We start from the raw sequence: 19,945 nt of genomic DNA on the forward strand, positions 1-19,945 counted from the left end.
TTACGTGTTTTGTCCTCCTGACGACAGCACCGGGCTACCATCAGGAGGACAGAAAAATACTAATTTATTTCAGCAACCACATCTGGGCGTTGATATCGTCGTTACCGCCGTACTGACTCGCTACAGCCGCGCTGTTATTGGCGGTGTTGTACGAACGCTCGGTAGCCGGGTACTGCCAACGTAGCGGAATCCGCTGGCTGTTGCCCGTGCCGGGTCCTACCATGAATGTTGGCACACCCGTCCGGCGCTGGTTGTAGAAAGCCTCCAGCCCCGAGTTCTGTGCAAACGCCAGATACTTCTGCGTCAGAATCTGCGACAATCCCGTCGCCCCCCCCGCGTATTTCACCGCCGATTGCGCATAGTAGTCGGCGAAGCTAACCGTAACCGTATACGTGTTAAAATTACGGTAGCCACCATCGGCCGAGAAGTAAACCGTATTGGCCCCGTCGGTAATACCGTAAGACGACCACGACGCCTTGATCCCATTCTGATAGTACATTTCAGCACTACCAGATACCCAGCCCCGGTTGACGGCTTCAGCGATATTGAACTGCAATTCGGGATAGCTGATAATGAGGTACGGCTCGGCCGTATACGTGCTGTAGTAATGCTTCCGGTTCAGGAATGAATAAACTCCTTTGGTCGCATTCGATGCCATCGTGGCCAGATCCTCTCCTGACGATGCACCCACAAAGGCCGAAAAATCGGTTGGTTTCACACCAGCAGCGATTTTTGCCGTAGCGGGTTCAGCCACTACAAACGTACGCGGATCTTTCAGGTTGGTTAGCGTTCCAAGGTACGTTGCCGCCATATTCTCGCGGGTAGCGTTCCCCCCGAAATTGTCTGGGTTGCGGTTGTATTTGTTGAACTGACTATTGTAGACGTATTGCAGGTTATCGTCCATCGACGTCATGATCGGATATTTCGTCGGGTTGTTAACGACTTCAGCGAAACGGGTTTTTACGTTCAGACCAGTATCCGATTCTTTCTTACTTAGGCTGATCAACACGCGCAACTTATATGTATTGACTACTTTCTGCCACTTGCTCAGGCTGTTGCCGAAGTAGATATCACCCGACAGTGTGCTGTTGTTTTGCGCAATCAGCGACGCCAGATCGGCATTGGCGCCGTCAAGCCAGCTTAGTACCTGGAGGTATACTTCCTTCTGCGAGTTGTACTTCGGTGTTGCGTTGTTCAGGCCTAACAGGGCTTCGGTCATCGGAATATCGCCGACGCGCCGGGTCATGTTTTCAAAAAAGTACGCCCGGAAGAATTTACCCAGCGCCGAATACGCATTCAGGTCAGCCAATCCAGCCTTTTTGGCCTCCTCCTCCAGCTTCACCACGTTTTTCAACGTCGTGTAGTACAAACCCGTCGTGGTCCAGGAGTATTCGTTGGTTCCGTAGTAGTTATAGTTACTGGCGTAGAACTGATTATACCGCTGAATATCGTTCCAGCCGCCACCACCGGCTACACTGTACATATCGTTCAGCACACCGTTGAATACCAGCGATGCCGGTGCACTGGTTGGCCGGTTGGGGTCCTGTTCGAGTTGATCGAACGGTTTTTCACAGCTTCCCAGAGTTAGCAGGGCCAGCAGTGATACAATGTATTTATGACGTTTCATTTAATAAGATCGTTTTAGTGTTTTCCTACCACTAACCCCCAAGCTTGTAGGGCGGCCCATGCCGGTGGTCAGTGCCGCCCTACAAGCTTAGCTCCTAAAACAGCAGAGGGGTTGGGAGTGCGATAGTTTATCAGAATGTCAGATTAAGATTGATGCCGTACCGGCGGGTAGTTGGCGTTTGCAGGCTGGAAATGCCACCGGTCAGGAACTGATCGAGGTCGATGTCTTTATACTGGGCAAAGTAGAGCAGATTACGACCAACCAATGATACGCTGGCCTGCCGAACGCCGAAACGACTAACCAGGCGAGCCGGCAGCGAATAGCCAATGATCACTTCACGCAGCTTAGCAAAGCTCCGGTCCATCAGATACGCTTCGGTAGCCCCGTAGACCCGGGCAATGTAATCCTGTGCGAAGGTGGCCGTCGTGTTTGGCGTGTATTTCAGTTCACCGTAGTTTAACACATTGCCGTTGACGTCATAATTTAACGAACCGCTTGCCAGTGCAACCCCGCTACCCACGTATGATTTAACGCCTTGCACGTCATTCACCCGAGCAGCTCCCAGCGCACCCTGTACCGTTTCGATGTTACGTCCCCCCTGGAAGGTTTTCTGCCGGACATAGTCACCAATGACACCGCCCACACGACCGTCGAACTGGAAGCTGAACGTAAAGTCGCGGTAGCTAAAGCGGTTGTTGATACCCCAGACAAATTTGGGATTCACGTAGCCCAGGAACTGCGCCGTTGGGTTGACGATCGGCCGCCCACCGCCATCATTGATCAGCTGTCCGTCGGGCGTACGAACAAACGCACTGGAATAGAAGCCATCCGTCCGGTCGCCGACGCTGATGAAGCGGTTACCGTTACTACTGCCCACAAAGTAGCTGGAGGCCAGTGTGTTGATACCACCTTCGGGATATACTTCTTTCAGCCGTTCGGTGTAGGTTGAGTAGTTCGCTACGACGTCCCAGTTGATACCGCTATTGGTCCGCAACGCCTTACCCGTCAACGAGATTTCCCCGCCTTTTTTCTGAGTCATGATCCCATTAACCAGCCGTCCGGTATAACCCGTTGCTTCCGACGAAGGCAGGGTAAAGATCCGCGGTCCATCGTTACTGATAAAGTAGGCCGCGTCCAGCGCAATCCGGTTGTTGAGGAAACGTATATCCAGCCCTACTTCCGTCTGCGACGTCGAGTTCGGCTTCAGATTTGGGTTGTTGAGCGTATTCGTGAAATAAGCGCCCGGCTTGTTGTTATACAGCAGCGGCAGCGAATACACCGCCGAGTTCTGATACGTTGGCCCACCGTAGGACGACGTATAGTTGTCGCCGTAGCCAACCGGGAAGGAAGCGCCCGGCGTCGACCCGATGGTCGACTGCGTCAGACCGTCTTTTACGTTGGCATATGACGCCCGCACCTTCAGGAACGAAATTCCCAGCGCGGATGGCAGCTTCACGTAATCCGAAATAACGGTGCTCAAGGCTACCGACGGATAGAAATACGCGTTGTTCCCTTTTGGGAGCGTCGAGAGTTTGTCTAGACGGCCGGTCGTTGTCAGCGTTACGTAGTCGCGGAACGTAAAGTCGGCGGAGTAGTAAGCCGATAGCACCCGCATATCGGCAGTAAAGTTACTGGCGATGACCGGGTTCGACGAGTTGGCGAAGTTATACACGCCCGGTACGTTGAGGTAATTTGTGCTGGCGTAGTCGGAGTTGTAATTGAAAATCCGGGCTTCGCCACCGGCCAGCGCGTTAATGTTCAGGTTACCACCTACGTTTTTGTTGTACTGTAACAACACCTGGTTGATGTTATCGAACAGGTTCCGGCGGTCCTCACGGTAATCACCACGGCCTTCCTCCCGACCATACGTCGTAGCCGAATACGGTAATTTCTCCGTTCGTAGCAGGTTATAGGTCGTCAGCTGGGTTTTAGCCGTCAGTTGCAGCCCATTGGCAATCTGGTACCGCAGCGACGTGTAGCCGTACAAGTTGTTGTTGTAATGGCCGCGCAACCAGTATTTCGCCAGGAACCAGGGGTTGTTGTACCGCTGGTATTCGGCGTAAATCTGCTTATCCTGCGTCAGTTCGTGGCCCGGCTGCCAGATCTGCTTCATGTCATCAATGTTCCAGTCGGCTCCGCCCCAGGCAATAACGTTATAGATCAGCGAGTTCGGACCGTAGCTTACATCCGGGAAGTTAGGCGTGTACTGCCGGTTGAAGTTCATGCTGGCCTCGAAGCGCAGTTTCGGTGAGAAATTATAGCCGCCCGTCAGGTTGAAGTTCGTTACGTTCAGTTTTGTGTTCGGCACTAGTCCCCGCTGGAAGTTGTGCGACAGCGAGAACCGCATGTCGTATTTGTCTCCCGATGCTGCAATGGCTACGTTGTTGTTCGACAGAATACCCGTCTGGATAAACCGGCTCAGGTTGTCTTTACCACGGGGCAGAAACGGCGTCGGCTGGCGATTGCTGGTAAACGTTTTTCCGTTTGGGAAAGTGGTCGTGAATGTCTGACCCGAAACAACCGGGCTGTCGTACTGCGGAATCAGCTGGCCGTTCAGCGCTGGTCCCCAGATGTCGTAGTCACCGTCGTTCAGTCCGTTACCTTTCCCATCACCAAAGGCATAAACACCGTGGTCGCCGGGGCCGTATTCATCCTGAACTTTCGGAATGGCCAGAAAGCCCTGGTCGAACATCTGGCTGGTGTTTACTTCTACCGAGAAACCACGCTTGTCTTTGGTACCGCGCTTGGTCGTGATCAGGATAGCTCCGTTCTTTCCCCGGAAGCCGTACAGAGCAGATGCCGAAGCGCCTTTTAGCACCGTGTACGTGTCGATGTCGTCGGCGCTGATGTTCCAGGTATCCGACGTAATGGGGATACCGTCAACGATGAACAGTACATCTGAATTACCCCGGAGCGAAATGTTGGGGCGACCCAGCAGTTCGGCCGAGCTACCAATAGTCAGACCAGCGACTTTGCCCGTTAGCGAGTTGATCGGGTTTGGTTCACGGGCTTTCAGCAACTGCGAGCCATCTACCGTCTGAACGGTAACTCCCGTCTGCCGCACGTCTTTCTTGATACCAAGGGCCGTCACGACGATCTCGTTCAGGTTTGATGCACCGGTCTTCATGGCGATGTTGATAACGGAGCGATTGCCTACCCCCACTTCCTGGCTGTCATAGCCAATGAATGAGTAGGCTAACGTCGTGCTGGCGGGGTTGCTTACGTTTAAGCTATACGTACCGTCTTCGCGGGTAGTCGTGCCCGACGTGCTGCCCTTGATCAGAATTGATACGCCCGGCAGCGGCTGTTGATCCTCGGCCGACGTAACGCGACCGCTGATGGTTTGAGCGAACGTTGACAGCGTACCGACGCAAACGAGCATCCAGGTGCACGTAAGCGATCGAAGACGACTGTTCGTTCGTGTTGACAGGAAAGAAAACTTCATATAAAGCGCAGGTTAGTAAGTATCCCCTGCAAAAGTACCCGCCCCCAACCCTGACCACAGTCAATTGTTTATCAACACTTTATAAATAGTGTGTCGTAAAAATTTACGTAATCTTAATACGCGACTCTTTTCGATTTCTGGCAAAATAGTAGCCGCGATGGATGCTTATCATGACATCTGTTTATATCAGGCCCATTAACTTTCTGGGGCCGTAATAGCGGCTTAACAAATGAGTAAAGAGGCTTCGTAGCCTGGTCGGCTGCTACCAGTGAAGCAATCTGCAGGCTATCAAAAAAAGTACGGAACTCCGGCACTAATCCAGCTTAATCGTTGTCATATTAGTAAAGTAACTTACGTAGTTTACTGAACTAATATGACACAACTCGACGATTCACAACTAGCGGCTGACTTGCGAACGATTGTTTCCCGGCTCATGAAAAAACTGCGCAGTCATTCATCAGGGCGCAGTCCCCTGTCGATGACCGAACGCAGCGTCATCAAGCTACTTCACGAAGAGCCGAATCGGCTGCCGGGGGAGCTGGCCAAACGGGAAAAGGTTACGTCACAATCGATGTCACAAATTCTACAGCATCTGGACACGCTGGGCTACATCGTTCGGCAACCACTGGAGTCAGACCGGCGCAAGGTTGGCATTTCGCTGTCCGAAGCAGGGCAGCACTTTCTGGAAGCCACCCGACACGAACGCGACGAGTGGCTAAGCGATGCCATTTCTCAAACCTGTTCTGCGGATGAACAGTTGTTATTACGTCAGGCACTGGGCCCGCTTAACCGGCTATTGGATGTTGAATAAGCTGATTTTACTGATTTTTTTACGACAACATTACTGAATTGAACAGTCAAACTTTCCGGGCTTTCGGTAGCCGTAATTACCGACTTTACTTTACCGGGCAATCCCTCTCCCTGCTGGGAACCTGGATGCAGAAAACCGCCGTCAGTTGGGTTATCTACTCCACCACGAACTCGAAGCTGATGCTGGGAATCAGCGTCTTTGCGACGCTGTTTCCGTCGGCACTCCTTACGTCGATTGGAGGAGTCGTTTCCGACCGCTACGATCGCTACAAGGTCCTGCTGCTGACGCAGGTCTTGTCCATGATTCAGGCGATTCTACTCACGGCCGTCGTTTATTTTCAGGCCGATGCCGTCTGGACAATCATTGGTCTGAGCGTAGTGCTGGGCCTCATTAACGGCTTCGACGTACCGGCTCGCCAATCGCTGGTGTACGATCTGGTTGAGAATAAAGCTGACGTACCGAACGCCGTTGCGTTGAATTCATCGATGGTCAACCTGTCAAAGTTGATTGGACCTGCTCTGGCGGGGCTGGTGATCGAAACGCTCGGTGAAGTGGCCTGTTTCGGCCTGAACGCCGTTAGTTTCATTGCTGTGATCAGTACGCTGCTCATGCTGAAACTGCCAGCTTTTGCCCCGCGCCCCCACCCCAAAAATATCCTGGGCGAACTGGTTGAGGGATTCGCGTACGCCAAGAACACAGAATCGATTCGGTTTATTCTCGGTCGTCTGGCGCTGACAAGTTTGCTGGTGTTACCGTTCACGACGCTGATGCCCGTGTACGCCAAAGATATTTTCCACGGGACGGCTTCAACTTTCGGGCTCATCGACAGCGCTATCGGGCTGGGGGCATTCGTTGGCGCACTCTACCTGGCGTCGCTAAAACCTACCACCAACCTAAACAACATACTGGCGATCAACACCTTCGTATTTGGTGCTGGCCTGATCTTGTTTTCGCACGCGCCCTGGTATCCACTCGCGCTGGCGCTGATTGCTGTAGGGGCGTTCGGAATGATGTCGCAGGTAACGATTACCAACACACTGCTCCAGACCCAGTCGGCCCCAGCTATGCGGGGTCGGGTTATCAGTCTGTTTGTGATGGCCAATGCTGGAATGCAGCCACTTGGAAGTCTGCTGGTTGGTACGATTTCGGAGCACGTTGGCGTCCAGAACACGGTACTGATTCAGGGACTACTGGCACTGGGTATCGGAGCCTTCCACGTTCGTTATCTGCGGCAGGCCCGACGCGCGAAAACCACGATCAAACCAGCACCAACCGCTGTGCAGGAAGCCACGCTAACGGTTTGATTACGTGTTTAGCGCAGCGCGTCATTTACGTTGTAGCCGTTGACGAGCCTACTAATAGACTCAACCATTTCGCCCACTCGCCAGTTGACATTCCAGGACGTTGGTTCTCCATTCTACCAGGAAACTTCATCGACGAAAACATGACTAAGCTGATTGCTATCGAAGAGCATTTTGTAACGAGCGAGATTCGTTCGGCATGGGCTGCGTCCGCCATTGGTCAGGAAGGTACCGACCGGCTGGATCAGGGCATTATCGACGAACGATTGGCCGACCTTGGCCCGCAGCGACTAACGCTAATGGACGAAGCGGGGGTCGACGTGCAGGTGCTGTCAGTAACGACGCCCGCCCTACATAATCTCGAAGCCGACCAGAGTGTGTTGCTAGCTCGTCAGACAAACGATTTTGTGGCCGCCACGATAGCTCAGCATCCTACCCGCTTTCAGGGTTTTGCGACCCTGCCAACGGCTGCCCCGGACCATGTGGCGTCCGAACTGGAACGTAGCGTAAACCAGCTCGGTTTGGTGGGCGCTATGCTGTGCGGACGCACCCGCGACAAAAACATGGATCACCCCGACTTCCTGCCTCTGTTTGAGACAGCGGCTAAACTAGGGGTACCGATTTTTATTCACCCGCAGATTCCCCAGCGCTCCGTCCGGGATGCGTATTACTCAGGCTTCAATGATACGGTCGATACGGCTTTCGCTACTTTTGGCCTGGGCTGGCATTACGAAGCGGGTATTCAGTTTGTTCGCCTGATTATAGCTGGCGTTTTTGACAAATTCCCTACGCTTCAGTTGATCCTCGGCCACTGGGGCGAGGTTGTTCTCTTCTACCTGGAGCGAATGAACGCGCTTGGGAACATCGCAGGTCTGCAACGGCCCATCGCCGACTATTTCCGACAGAACTTGTACGTAACGGCCAGCGGCATGTGGAGTCAGTCGTATTTGCAGCGCTCGCTGGAGATTGTCGGCCCGGAGCGAATTCTGTTCTCGACCGATTATCCCTACCAGTACAGGCCGGGCCGGCAAGCTCGCTCGTTTCTGGAGCAGGCTGCTCTTTCGGACGATCAGAAGGCGCTGTTCGCGCATGGCAACTGGGAACGTCTTACTCGGGCTGCCCCCAACCATTAGGTTTGCTTAGCAGCTTTCCGCTACCGGTCTAGCTCCATTGTCGAATGCTTTCTTCCGCATAACCCGCGCTGGACGTCATGCCTTTACCGCCAATACCGGTGATGATGCGGATGTTAAGGAAAAGCCATGTCGTAACGTGACTCGTCGCATCTTTTTTAGTGTCTCTGGTCTGGTTGGCGCCTGTTAATTTTATATTTTTGGAGAATGCAAAAACGTTTTTCCCTCTATGCATTCTGGAATACGCGACAATAAAGACAGGGGTAGTGTTGGTGATTTTTTACGTGATTATATCAACCCGGAGTCCAGGCTGTCCATCGTTTCCGCCTATTTTACCATCTACGCTTACTATCATTTAAAGGAACAACTCGATCAGATCAAAGAGTTACGATTTCTGTTTGGTGAACCCAACTTTGTCCTAGATGATAGCAAGACGTACCGTTCCTCTAGAATTGAACAAGATAGTATCTCACTGAGCAACTCGACAAAACAAAAGGTAGTAGCCCAGGATTGTGCTCAATGGATTAAAGATAAGGTAGACATCCGGTCCGTGGTTAAGCCTAACTTCCTGCATGGCAAGTTGTACCATATTCAGCAGGCGTCAGGCGATAAAGATGCAATTACAGGCAGTTCCAACTTTACGGCAAGCGGGCTGGGTTTTGGAAATCGACCTAACATGGAGCTTAACCTGATTGTCGATAGCAAATCGTCGCTGACCGATTTGAAAGATTGGTTCGATACGCTCTGGAACGCTGACGAGACTCTAGTGCGCGACGTGAAAGCTGACGTATTGAAGTACCTGGAACAGCTTTATAAAGATACCGCCCCCGAATTTGTTTACCTCAAAACACTATATCACATCTTTGAGGAGTACCTAACTCAGCAGCAGCAAAACAGTCTGCTCGACGGTAAAACGCAATTTACTGAGTCGGTTGTTTGGAATAAGTTATATCCATTCCAGAAAGATGGTGTTCGTGGGGTAATTAATAAAATCGAGCAGCACGGAGGTTGCGTACTGGCCGATAGCGTCGGACTTGGTAAAACGTTTGAAGCACTGGCTGTTATCAAATACTACGAGCTTAAGAATAAAAACGTGCTGGTGCTCTGCCCCAAAAAGCTGAGCGACAACTGGACGATTTATCAGGCTCGTAAAAATTCGGTATTGAATCCTCTACAGCGCGACCGGCTGAACTACGCGGTCATGTATCATACCGATCTGGGCCGGATACAGGGTGTCTCCCAGGCCGACAACATCGCCATTGAGACGTTTAATTGGGGGGCTTACGATCTGGTTGTGATCGACGAATCACACAACTTCCGCAACAACACGGTCGGCAAATACGACGCCGATGGGAATCTCATTAAAAGCCGGTACAGCCGCCTGATGGACGACATTATCCGGGCGGGGGGGGGGGCAAACCAAGGTATTACTGTTATCCGCCACGCCGGTCAACAACACGTTGAAAGACCTGCGGAATCAGATTTATTTCATCACAGGGGGAAGCGATACGGCACTGAGTGAATCGGCGGGAGTTAAGAACATCGGCACTACGTTAGCAGCCGCGCAAAAGCAGTTTACCGACTGGGCCGACCCTAAGAGAAATCCGAATCGCACGGTGCAGGGGTTGCTGGAGAAGCTAGATAGTGGTTTCTTCAAGCTGCTCGATGAACTGACCATTGCCCGTTCCCGGCGACATATCGAGACGTTTTATGACATGAACGCTATTGGTAAGTTTCCGGAGCGACTAAAACCAATGGCCGTTTATCCTGACATGGACACTCGGCACCGTTTTCGTTCGTATGACGCCATTAACCGGGAAATCTCCTCTTATAAACTTAGCCTGTTCAATCCGTCGGCGTATTTGCTCGATCCGTATAAGGGCGAGTATGGTGAGCGTATCGATACGCAGAAGACGGCCAATTTCTCGCAGGAAAAACGTGAGCATTTCCTAATCGGGATGATGAAAGTAGGCTTTCTAAAGCGATTGGAAAGCTCGGTGCAATCGTTCGAACTTTCGATGGACCGGACCATCAAGAAGATTGAGCGGCTGGAAGAAAAAATCACGGCCTATCAGGCTAATCCCGTTCGCACTATTCTTGAATCGGATGAACTGGCTATCGATGCGGCTGGTGACGAAGAAATAGAAGCTGCCGAAGATGCGTATCTGGTGGGCGGCAAGAAAAAGTTCGACCTTGCTCATATCGATCTGGATAGCTGGCTGCACGACCTGCGCGACGATAAAGACAAACTGATCGCTCTTTACAATGATGCTGAAGCCATCACACCCGACCGGGATGCTAAACTACAGGCCCTGAAAAAGCTGATCCTCGACAAAGTAAAGAGTCCGCTCAACGTTGATAACCGGAAAGTGATCGTCTTCACGGCCTTTGCCGATACGGCGCAGTACCTCTACGAAAACCTGCACGGTTGGACATCGACAGAGCTTGGCCTGCATTCGGCACTGGTATCGGGTGGAAGCGGGGGCAACCAAACGACCTTTCAGCCGAAAGGCTATACCCGGCAAACCGATTTCAATGCCATTCTGACCAATTTTTCGCCCCGCTCGAAGCGTCGCGATCAGTTGACGAAAACGATGCCCCAAACCGACGAAATCGATTTGTTGATTGCGACGGACTGTATATCGGAGGGGCAAAATCTACAGGACTGCGACTGCCTGATTAACTACGACATTCACTGGAATCCAGTCCGCATCATCCAGCGGTTTGGGCGGATCGACCGGCTGGGTTCAGTCAACGACCGCATTCAACTGGTTAACTTCTGGCCGACCAAAGACCTCGATCAGTACATCAACCTGAAAACCCGCGTTGAAGCACGCATGGCGCTGGTCGACGTGACGGCCACGGGGGAAGATAACCTGCTGAGCAACGATCAGATTGAGGAACTGGTTGAGCAGGATTTGAAGTACCGCGACAAACAGCTCAAACGCTTGCAGGAAGAAATCCTGGATCTGGAAGATCTCAACGAAGGGGGCGTTTCGCTAACTGATTTTACGCTCGATGATTTCCGGGTCGAACTGATGCGGTTTATTGAAAAAAACAAGAAGCAGCTTGCCGACGCACCGCTTGGTCTGTATGCCATCGTGCCCTCGCCAATTGGCAAGTACGCTGACTTGGCGGATAAGGGTCAGCTAAAAATTGGCAATAACGATCTTATCAAGCCGGGAGCCTTGTATTGCTTACGGCAGAAAACCGATGCGGTTGCCAGCGAGAGCCGGGCTATTAACCCACTGCATCCTTACTACCTGGCCTACGTGTACGACGACGGGGCGGTACGCTACAGCTATGTCAGTGCCAAGCAAATTCTGGAAGTGTTCCGCCTGCTCTGCCAGGATCGGCAACAGGCATACGAACAACTCTGCGACCTGTTCAACGCTGAAACGCAGAACGGCACTGACGTAGGACACTATACCAGCCTGATGAAAAAAGCCATTGACGCCAACACCCGGCGTATTCAGAAGAAAGTAGCCGTTCAGGTAAAAACGAATAGTAATGCGTTTGTCATTCCGGAAGAAGAAGACGAATCCGCCGACGAGAAGACCGACGAAAATGCTTCCTTCGATCTAATTACCTGGCTGATTATTAAATAAGTTATATTCCAATGCATTCCGACTTAGCCCCTATCAATACCGCCCTTACCGAGTTTACTTCGCTTGATCTCCGCACGGCAGCCACTAATTTGTTACGTGCCCTGGGCTACGAAAGCCGCCGGGTTATTCGGCTGGATGATAGCACGGCTGAAGGCTTCAAAGAACGATTTGACATACAGCCCGATCAGTTTAACAACCAAAAAGCACTGACTGAGCAGTGGAAACAATTCGAGTTTTTGTTCCAGCTTACCGACAGTGAAGTAAAACGATCTCTGACGCTGTTCAATGAAATTGAGCCGGGTCAGAAAAATAGTTTTTTCTTCCATGCCCTCCGACTCGAAACGCGCGAGAAGCCATATTCCCGTACCGAACTGGCGGATATTACCCGGCAGTTGAACCGGCCTTTTGGTGTACCGACGGTGGTGCTGATTCAGACTGATACGCACCTGACACTGGGGGTCATTGCCCGGCGGACAAACAAAAAGGACAAAAGCCGTGATGTGTTGGAAAAGGTTACGCTTATCAAAGACATCAGCCTAGCCCAGCCACACCCCGCCCACCTACGAATTCTGCATGGGTTAACGGTTGGAAATCTGCCTGCTCAGAACTTCGATGAGGTACTTAAATGCTGGCAGACGACCCTTAACATCCGGGAGCTGAACAATCGGTTCTACAAAGAACTGTCAACCTGGTACTACATTGCCATTTCTACGATCAAGCTACCGATCAAAGCGTCGTATCATGCCAATGATGCTGAAAACGTACAGCACTTTACGGTGCGGCTTATTTGCCGAACGCTGTTCTGCTGGTTCTTGAAAGAGAAAGGGCTGATTGACCGGCGGCTGCTCGAGCTCTATGACCTGCGCGACGTACCTGTCGATCTACTACCAGACACCGGTGCCGCCGACTTTCTGAGCCGAAACTCATATTATCGGGGTGTTCTGCAAAACGTCTTTTTTGCCTGCCTCAACCAACCGATGGGTCGGGGTCGGGCCGGTCAGTACATGGGGAAACGGTATTTGCCCACCAGTTTCGACTATACCCTGTTCGACCGTGTACCGTATCTAAATGGTGGTCTGTTCGACAAACTGGAGGAAGATAATGCGAACGATGTTATTGAAGATGGTAAAATCAGCGTACCCAACCGCCTATTCTACGGGGCTGAACTGATTAGAACTGACGGCAAAAAACAGCAGAAAACGCAGGGATTAAACCGGCTTCTGAGCAGCTATAAGTTTACCATCGATGAAAACACGCCACTTGAAGAAGAAGTAGCCCTCGACCCCGAACTGCTGGGTATGGTGTTTGAAAACCTGCTGGCCGAAACTGACCCCGACGAGAACACTGCCAAAACCGCTCGCAAAGCATCCGGGTCCTTCTACACCCCCCGGCGCGTAATCGACTACATGGTCAATGAGTCGCTGGTGCTGTATCTGACTACGTTTGCCAACCAGAATAATAAGTTAACAGCTACTACCCGGCAGGCCATTACAGACTTGGTATTTCACGATCAGACACCTGCTGATTCAGCTCTTTCGGACTTGTTTCTCGATGCGTTCGATGAATTGAAAATGCTGGATCCGGCCTGCGGTTCGGGAGCCTTTCCGATGGGTATGCTCAACCGGGTAGTAGCACTACTGAAGTTGGTTGACGGTGGTAATCATCGCTGGATAGAAAAGCAGGTACGACGACTACCCGCCGAACTCCGCGATCAGACCCGGCGCGAACTGACCCGCCACGATCAGAACTACGCCCGCAAGCTAGGCCTGATTCGTAACGCTATTTATGGTCTCGACATCCTACCAATGGCATCGGTCATTACCAAGCTGCGGTTTTTTATCAGTCTGCTGATTGAGCAGGACGTTGATCTGTCGGCCACGAATGCGAACTACAATATTTCGCCCCTGCCCAATCTTGAAACTAAGATTATTTGTGCCAATTCACTGAAAGACATTAGCCCATCGGTGTTCGATCTGGGGGTTGTCGACCGGCTGGCCGACGCCCGTGAGCAGTATTACGACCGCAACCGCACCCTCGCAGAGAAAGACCGCATCGCCGATCAACTGGCCGAGTATCTGGATACGCTCTACCCTTACGAGCAGTTTGGGATGGCGATCAGCAAGGTGAAACATACTGATGCCGCCAGCAAGCGCATTGCCAACCGCCAACTGCTGAAAGACTGGTTTCAGCACGGTAATCTGTCGGCCCCGTTTTTCAACCTGTCGGCTTTTTTCCCTGAACTACGAGACCGGGGGGGGGGGCTTCGATATTGTGCTTGGCAACCCGCCCTACGGCGGAACGGCCATTGCCGACGACGTGAAGACCACACTCGGTTTGGGCTCGAAAGACCCGTATGGGGCATTCATCAGCCGGTTTTTGGGTGATGGGCAACGCACGACGCCCCTACGCAAAGATGGCGTACTGGCGTTCATTGTGTCGGATACGTTCATGACAATCAAAACCCACCTGCCCCTACGCCGACAGATGAGCGCGCACTACCTGCACAAGATGGTACGGGTGCATCCCGATACGTTCTCGGCGACGGTAAACACGGCCATTATCTTCGCGCAAAAGTGCCACACGCCACCCCGCCAAACCCCGGCCCCGCTCCGACACCCCGCCGACGGCCCCGCGCTGCAAACCCGCGTACCCGGTCGGCAGCTTTCGCTCGACGGCCGCGCGCAGGCCGTGCAAACCAGCCTGCTGTCTCGCGCCGACTCGCCGACCACCATTGGAACGGATGCAGGTAAACCGGCCCATCAGGTGCTGATGGCCGACCTGACCAACGTATCGATCCACGATCACTATGAGCGTTTTCTGGAATTGTTGAACGAGACAAGTTTGGGAGATGTTGCCTACGGTCAGGCAACATCTCCCAAACTTGTCTCGACCCCCGAATACGCTATTTATCAGTATCCGCAATACCTGATTACGACCAACACCAACCTGCCGTTCTTTGTGGCCTCGCCCAAGCTGTTCGCGCTGATGAACGATGCTGGTAAACAAGCTGTAAGAAAAGAAGTGGTTCTTAACGGAGATACATTTCAAGCTCGTATCGCAACCATGAATAACTTATCAGTTGACATAATCCGATTCGGCGATATAGCAGATTCTCCACATGGTATTTCGACTGGAGGCAATAAGCATTACGTTCGAGCTTTACCTGGCACAAAAGGAAGTTATGATTGTATAGAAAGTTGGATGATTTGCCCTTCCGAGGAAATGGCCCAACTAACCTCAAAGGAAAAGGTGGAGGGAATGAACAAGGACTGGCAGACGCTGACGGGTTGCTTTGTTCCTTTTGAGAAAGGGGGCGAGTCTGACTCATCAGACGGATGGATGCCTAATTACAATGTGCCAACACCCTATTACATTAATTGGGCAAGCGGAGCAATTAAAGATATGAAGAGTAATCCAGGCTCCGCTTGGAAAAACGAAAGATACTTTTTTAGAAATGGTCTTACTTTTTCCATATCTGGCGTCTATTCACCAACATTTCGACTGAATAGTGGCGGTGTATTTGAGGCAAAGGGATCAGGGATTTTTTGTGACTATTACGGTAATGAAACACTCCTGGCAATACTTTCTTCCAGATTTGCTAAATATCTATTTAAGACTTACATAAAGCATTCTGTAGATACTAGTGGCGATGACATTGCTGCCTTTCCTTTTCCATATATTGATGAGAGGGAAGCACAGGTTAGGAAAATCATTTTGCTCGTTCAGCAAATAATTAGGCAGCAAAAAGTTGACCCACGCTACGATTACGCCAGCAACGAGCAGATTGAAATTGACCGACTGGTGTACGAAGCCTACGGGCTAAATGAAGCAGACATTCAGGAAGTAGAAACCTGGTATGCCCGGCGTTACCCCAAACTGGCTGAAGCGCAGCGAAGAAACAGGGAGAAGGCTATAGCCGTTGCTACTACATCAACCCCAACCCCTGTAACCGAATGATACCGCCTACCTTGCCCGAAGATCGGGTCACACTGGAATACCTGAAGCATACCCTGGGGATTTTCTTCCGCGAGAAAGCCAGTCAGACCAAAACGTTGCGGTCGGGCCGTCACAATACAGAAAGCCGCATCAACGAATTTATTTACGAGCTGGAGGGGCATTTGTCGGCCCTGAAAAAGCAGTACGACATCAACCTGTCGCTCAACGCTGATATTACGTCAGATAGCATCCGGCAAAGTTTTCAGCAGGACTATCCACAATTTTTTCGGGCGACTGATTACCAGTATAATTTCCTGCTGTTTTTGGCGTGTAACCACGAGCCAGAGAAGGAAATTCGGCAGTATATCGGCGAGTTTTTGGATCTGATCCGCAATCACCTTACCTGGGCCGATCTAGTCGTAACCGAAACGGATGTAACACGGGCCAAGACAAACCTACGTTTTACGGTCAACGAACTACGTCAGCGGTATTTTCTGCCCCGGCCCCATACCCACGGTCATGCCCTGCTACCAACGCTGTATGGCCTGCTGGTACTCTATACAATTCGCCACTTTTCGCACCCCTGGACGCTGCGTCATCCCCTTAGTCCTGAAGGTATCGACTTTCGGCACGTACCCTCGTTTAACAGCGCAGTAGCGAGCCTGTCGAATCCAGATTTTTTTCGTCAGGTTATCGCATTAGCGGTTGACGAAGGGTTACCGGCCAGCACCGCTCAGCATCTACTAAACGCATTGCAGGCTGCTGAGCAAACGACTTCGTTCAATATGAATGTGTTTCTGATCGAGTTGGGGGCCAACGAGCCGGTGAGTTACCGGTTGCCATTCTGCGAAATGTTGAAAACAATGCCTTTGGTATAATGGCACTACCTGTAAATATCGAGAATCTGGTCAACGGCGAGTCGGTCGAGTGGGAACGGCTGGAATTCAAGGAAGGCTGGAACCCGGAAGAAATCGTTCACACCATCTGCGCCTTTGCCAACGACATTAACAACTGGGGCGGGGGCTACATTATCATCGGTATGGCCGAGCAAAGCGGGCGTCCCGTTCTGCCGCCGAAGGGGCTTAATCCCGATCAGCTCGATGCCATCCAGAAGAAACTTGTTGAACTAAGCCACCAGCTCCAGCCCAACTATTTACCCATTGTTCAGCCTTATGTGCTATTCCAGCAGCATATTCTGGTCGTGTGGGTACCATCGGGCGATCTGCGCCCTTACACGGCCCCCACTACGCAGGGGGCCAAAGGTCAGCGTCAACCATACATTCGTGTCGGCACCAGTAGTATTATTGCGCAGGGCGTTCACCGACAACGGCTGGACGAGTTGACTGCACGCATACCCTACGATGACCGGATCAATCAGCAGGCCGATCTCAACGCCCTGCAATTGGGCCTTATGCGGGATTATTTGCAGGAAATTCGTAGTGATTTGTTCGAGGAAAGCAGCCATGCCGACCTGCCCGCTCTGGCCCAGCAGATGCAGATTGCTCGTGGCCCGGCCGAGTGGGTACGTCCGCTCAACGTAGGATTGCTTTTTTTTCACCCTGAGCCGCAGTACTATTTTGGCCGCGCCTGGATCGAAGTAGTCATTCACGAAGATGACAGTGCCCGCCGGTTTACGGAGAAAACGTTTCGTGGACCCCTTCATAAGCAACTCCGCGATTGCCTGGCTTATTTACAGGCCGTAATTATTCAGGAGCGAACTGTAAAAATTTCCGGGCAGGCAGAGGCCGCCCGCTTTTTCAACTATCCTTACGATGCCATCGAAGAGGCAGTAGCCAACGCGGTGTATCATAAGTCGTATGAAGAAGCCAAGCCCATCGAGATTCAGATTCTGCCTGATTCGTTTCAGGTACTTAGTTATCCGGGACCGGTGCCGCCGGTAAGTAACGAGACGCTGAAACAAGAACGCATCATTGCCCGCGACTACCGGAACCGGCGTATCGGCGATTTTCTGAAAGAGCTGCGCTTGGCCGAGGGGCGCGGAACCGGTTTGCCGCTCATTCGGCGTAAAATGCGCCAGAACGGTTCACCCGAACCCCGATTTGAAACCGATAGCGAACACACATATTTCCTGACGGTACTGCCCATTCAGCCAGCCTGGTTAGTTACGGACAGCGGCCCCGGTAACCAGGTCAGTAATCAAGTTAGTAACCAGGTTGAAGACGATCTCGTACCGATTACGGGCAACAATTATTGGGAAGTGCTCAACCGGTTTCTGTACGATGTCAGTGAAGATCGCAAAATCATCGACTGGGCCAAAGCTGACCGATACCGCCCCCTGATCGAATTTTTGGAACCCTACTTCGCTATGATTCTCCGCGCCTGTGTAGCCCCTAGAAGCCGGAAGTTTATTCTGGAAGATACGTTGGCGCTTACGAACCAGCTCAAAAACGCAACGCGCTACGTAGACCCTTTGCTGAACGCAAAATTACTGGCGCGAACGGTCCCAGACCGTCCCAGCAGCTCTCAACAGAAATATTACACAACTGAGCGAGGGCATCTAGTACTTCGGTTGTTGAACGAGACAAAAAGGTGATGGCTTACTGGCTCGTGAAATCACCGTTTAAATCGAGAACCTGGGCGCGGGTAGTGGCGGCTGGTCAGTTCCAACTGTACGGCATTCGTAGTGCACAGTCCCGGCAGGCTATCGCCCAAATGCAGCCCGGCGACAGTGTTCTTTTTTATTATCAGCAAACCATTTGGGGCACCATGATCGTGACAAGTCAGGCCACCCCCGATCCAACCAGCAGCGACCAGCATTGGCTGGCCATCACACTGGTGCCTGCCCGAATGCTACCGTCGCCAATTTCGTTAGCGGCCTTGAGAGCGAACACAGCTTTTCAGAATAGCCCATTACTACGACAACCCCGGCTGAGCGTTATGAAGTTGAGTGATGAACAGTGGAACTGTCTGATCGAGTCGAACGGGCTAACGTAACCATTGTCGAATGCTTTCTTCCGCGTAACCCGCGCTGGACGTCATGCCTTTACCACCAATACCGGTGATGATACGAATGCTGTCCGTTACGTTATGCTCGAAGATTTCGGCTTTGGTCTGGCTGTAAAACCCTGACCAGGCCTGTTGAACAACCAGCGGAAACTGCACGATACGTTGTGCTTCCGTCAGCATCAGTTGGTTGATGTATTCCTGCGTATGAAAGCCCAGATCTTCAGCTTCGGTAGCCGGAGCGTACTCGTGCGAATCGCCAACGATGATCGACCCGTCGAGGGCCTGCTTAAAGAGAATGTGAATCCCCCATTTTTTCAATTCAGCCAGCGGCTCAGGCGTTACTAAACTGGCAAACGATGGGCATTCTTCAAAGGCTTCGTACCGGCGAATCGTCAACCCCGTCAGGATGTTACCCGGCAGGTCCAGGCCAGCCACCGGCGCTACTTTCAGCATCTGGAGCTTACTGACAACCAGATTAGCTTTCGCCAACACTTCGGGAAACAGCAACCGGACTTCGTGTCCACTGCAAACCAGCAGCCGGACGGCTGAAACCTGCTGCCCATTGTTGAGCGTCGCCCGCACACCCTGGGTACTGGTTTCATTCACGCCAATCACGGTGGAGGCCGGTTGGTACGTAACGCCCAGTTGCTGGCAGTGAGCGATCAGCCGGTGAATCATCTGATCCGGCTCCACGCTAACCTCCTGCGGGAAGAAAATAGCCCCTTTTACGTAGTCCGGTTGCAGACTCGGGTATTTTGCCAGGCACTGCGCTTTGGATAGCAGCTCACTCGCGTAGCCAACTCTCGCGTAGCGGTCGTGCAGTTCGTTGGCCAGCGTCCATTCGGCCTGGTCGGATGCGATATACACCGTTCCGTTCTGACGAATCGTTAGGTCAGTTTTTCGTTGAATCTCTCCGTAAATATCCAGACTTCGGCGGCCATAGTCGAACCAGCGCCCCGCCAGTCCCGAGGGAACGACCTGTCCAAAATTTCGGACCGTTGCTCCTACCGGGTAACGATCTTTTTCCAGCAGCAACACCCGCTGACCAGCTTTAGCCGCGTGATAGGCATGAAACGTACCGAGTACTCCGGCACCAACAATAAGCAAATCGTACGTCATA

Annotated in this window: 13 protein-coding genes; 10 read left to right on the forward strand and 3 right to left on the reverse strand. The window is 52.0% G+C overall.

Features of this window, described 5'->3' with window-relative positions; genetic code table 11:
* Positions 1–64: 64 nt before the first annotated feature.
* Both ACYVAD_RS19385 and ACYVAD_RS19390 read right to left on the reverse strand, forming a co-directional pair.
* A complete protein-coding gene (locus tag ACYVAD_RS19385; protein ID WP_461141183.1) occupies positions 65–1,627 on the reverse strand; it encodes a SusD/RagB family nutrient-binding outer membrane lipoprotein in 1,563 nt (520 codons plus the stop codon).
* A 130-nt stretch (positions 1,628–1,757) separates the two neighbouring features.
* Positions 1,758–5,009 (reverse strand): SusC/RagA family TonB-linked outer membrane protein, encoded by a 3,252-nt coding sequence (locus ACYVAD_RS19390; protein ID WP_461141278.1) that lies wholly within the window; start codon positions 5,007–5,009, stop codon positions 1,758–1,760.
* Between the two features lie 436 nt (positions 5,010–5,445).
* On the opposite strand from ACYVAD_RS19390, the gene ACYVAD_RS19395 reads away from it, so the two are divergent.
* The 10 genes from ACYVAD_RS19395 (at position 5,446) to ACYVAD_RS19440 (ending at position 18,813) form a co-directional block, all read left to right on the forward strand.
* On the forward strand, positions 5,446–5,883 hold the full coding sequence (locus ACYVAD_RS19395; protein WP_461141184.1) for a MarR family winged helix-turn-helix transcriptional regulator: 438 nt from the start codon (positions 5,446–5,448) through the stop codon (positions 5,881–5,883).
* A gap of 38 nt (positions 5,884–5,921) precedes the next feature.
* Entirely contained in the window at positions 5,922–7,187 is a 1,266-nt protein-coding gene (locus ACYVAD_RS19400) for an MFS transporter (RefSeq protein WP_461141185.1), read from the forward strand.
* A complete protein-coding gene (locus ACYVAD_RS19405) occupies positions 7,184–8,317 on the forward strand; it encodes an amidohydrolase family protein (protein WP_461141186.1) in 1,134 nt (377 codons plus the stop codon). Before ACYVAD_RS19400 ends, ACYVAD_RS19405 begins: the two co-directional genes overlap by 4 nt.
* Positions 8,318–8,543: 226 nt before the next feature.
* Entirely contained in the window at positions 8,544–9,836 is a 1,293-nt protein-coding gene (locus tag ACYVAD_RS19410; protein WP_461141187.1) for a phospholipase D-like domain-containing protein, read from the forward strand.
* Positions 9,775–11,922: a helicase-related protein gene (locus ACYVAD_RS19415; protein ID WP_461141188.1), complete on the forward strand. Its 2,148-nt coding sequence runs from the start codon at positions 9,775–9,777 to the stop codon at positions 11,920–11,922. The genes ACYVAD_RS19410 and ACYVAD_RS19415 overlap by 62 nt, the downstream gene beginning before the upstream one ends.
* A gap of 11 nt (positions 11,923–11,933) precedes the next feature.
* On the forward strand, positions 11,934–14,306 hold the full coding sequence (locus ACYVAD_RS19420) for a hypothetical protein (RefSeq protein ID WP_461141189.1): 2,373 nt from the start codon (positions 11,934–11,936) through the stop codon (positions 14,304–14,306).
* On the forward strand, positions 14,194–15,879 hold the full coding sequence (locus ACYVAD_RS19425; RefSeq protein WP_461141190.1) for a DNA methyltransferase family protein: 1,686 nt from the start codon (positions 14,194–14,196) through the stop codon (positions 15,877–15,879). Before ACYVAD_RS19420 ends, ACYVAD_RS19425 begins: the two co-directional genes overlap by 113 nt.
* The gene (locus tag ACYVAD_RS19430) at positions 15,876–16,736 is read left to right on the forward strand and encodes a hypothetical protein (RefSeq protein ID WP_461141191.1); all 861 of its coding nucleotides are present in this window, start codon (positions 15,876–15,878) and stop codon (positions 16,734–16,736) included. The genes ACYVAD_RS19425 and ACYVAD_RS19430 overlap by 4 nt, the downstream gene beginning before the upstream one ends.
* Positions 16,736–18,412, forward strand: a complete 1,677-nt coding sequence (locus ACYVAD_RS19435; RefSeq protein ID WP_461141192.1) for an RNA-binding domain-containing protein — start codon at positions 16,736–16,738, stop codon at positions 18,410–18,412. The genes ACYVAD_RS19430 and ACYVAD_RS19435 overlap by 1 nt, the downstream gene beginning before the upstream one ends.
* Positions 18,412–18,813, forward strand: a complete 402-nt coding sequence (locus tag ACYVAD_RS19440; protein ID WP_461141193.1) for an EVE domain-containing protein — start codon at positions 18,412–18,414, stop codon at positions 18,811–18,813. Before ACYVAD_RS19435 ends, ACYVAD_RS19440 begins: the two co-directional genes overlap by 1 nt.
* Here the strand turns inward: ACYVAD_RS19440 and ACYVAD_RS19445 are convergent.
* Positions 18,805–19,944, reverse strand: coding sequence for a TIGR03364 family FAD-dependent oxidoreductase (locus ACYVAD_RS19445; protein ID WP_461141194.1), 1,140 nt, complete (start codon positions 19,942–19,944; stop codon positions 18,805–18,807). The two genes, ACYVAD_RS19440 and ACYVAD_RS19445, sit on opposite strands and share 9 nt — an antisense overlap.
* Position 19,945: the final 1 nt, after the last annotated feature.

The sequence above is a fragment of the Spirosoma pomorum genome (genome assembly GCF_054776615.1).

Bases quoted from the DNA above. Each gene is read 5' to 3' on its own strand.
- ACYVAD_RS19385 (WP_461141183.1), bottom strand. From the start codon at position 1,627: ATGAAACGTCATAAATACATTGTATCACTGCTGGCCCTGCTAACTCTG.
- ACYVAD_RS19390 (WP_461141278.1), bottom strand. From the start codon at position 5,009: ATGCTCGTTTGCGTCGGTACGCTGTCAACGTTCGCTCAAACCATCAGC.
- ACYVAD_RS19395 (WP_461141184.1), top strand. From the start codon at position 5,446: ATGACACAACTCGACGATTCACAACTAGCGGCTGACTTGCGAACGATT.
- ACYVAD_RS19410 (WP_461141187.1), top strand. From the start codon at position 8,544: ATGCATTCTGGAATACGCGACAATAAAGACAGGGGTAGTGTTGGTGAT.
- ACYVAD_RS19420 (WP_461141189.1), top strand. From the start codon at position 11,934: ATGCATTCCGACTTAGCCCCTATCAATACCGCCCTTACCGAGTTTACT.
- ACYVAD_RS19430 (WP_461141191.1), top strand. From the start codon at position 15,876: ATGATACCGCCTACCTTGCCCGAAGATCGGGTCACACTGGAATACCTG.
- ACYVAD_RS19435 (WP_461141192.1), top strand. From the start codon at position 16,736: ATGGCACTACCTGTAAATATCGAGAATCTGGTCAACGGCGAGTCGGTC.
- ACYVAD_RS19440 (WP_461141193.1), top strand. From the start codon at position 18,412: ATGGCTTACTGGCTCGTGAAATCACCGTTTAAATCGAGAACCTGGGCG.
- ACYVAD_RS19445 (WP_461141194.1), bottom strand. From the start codon at position 19,944: ATGACGTACGATTTGCTTATTGTTGGTGCCGGAGTACTCGGTACGTTT.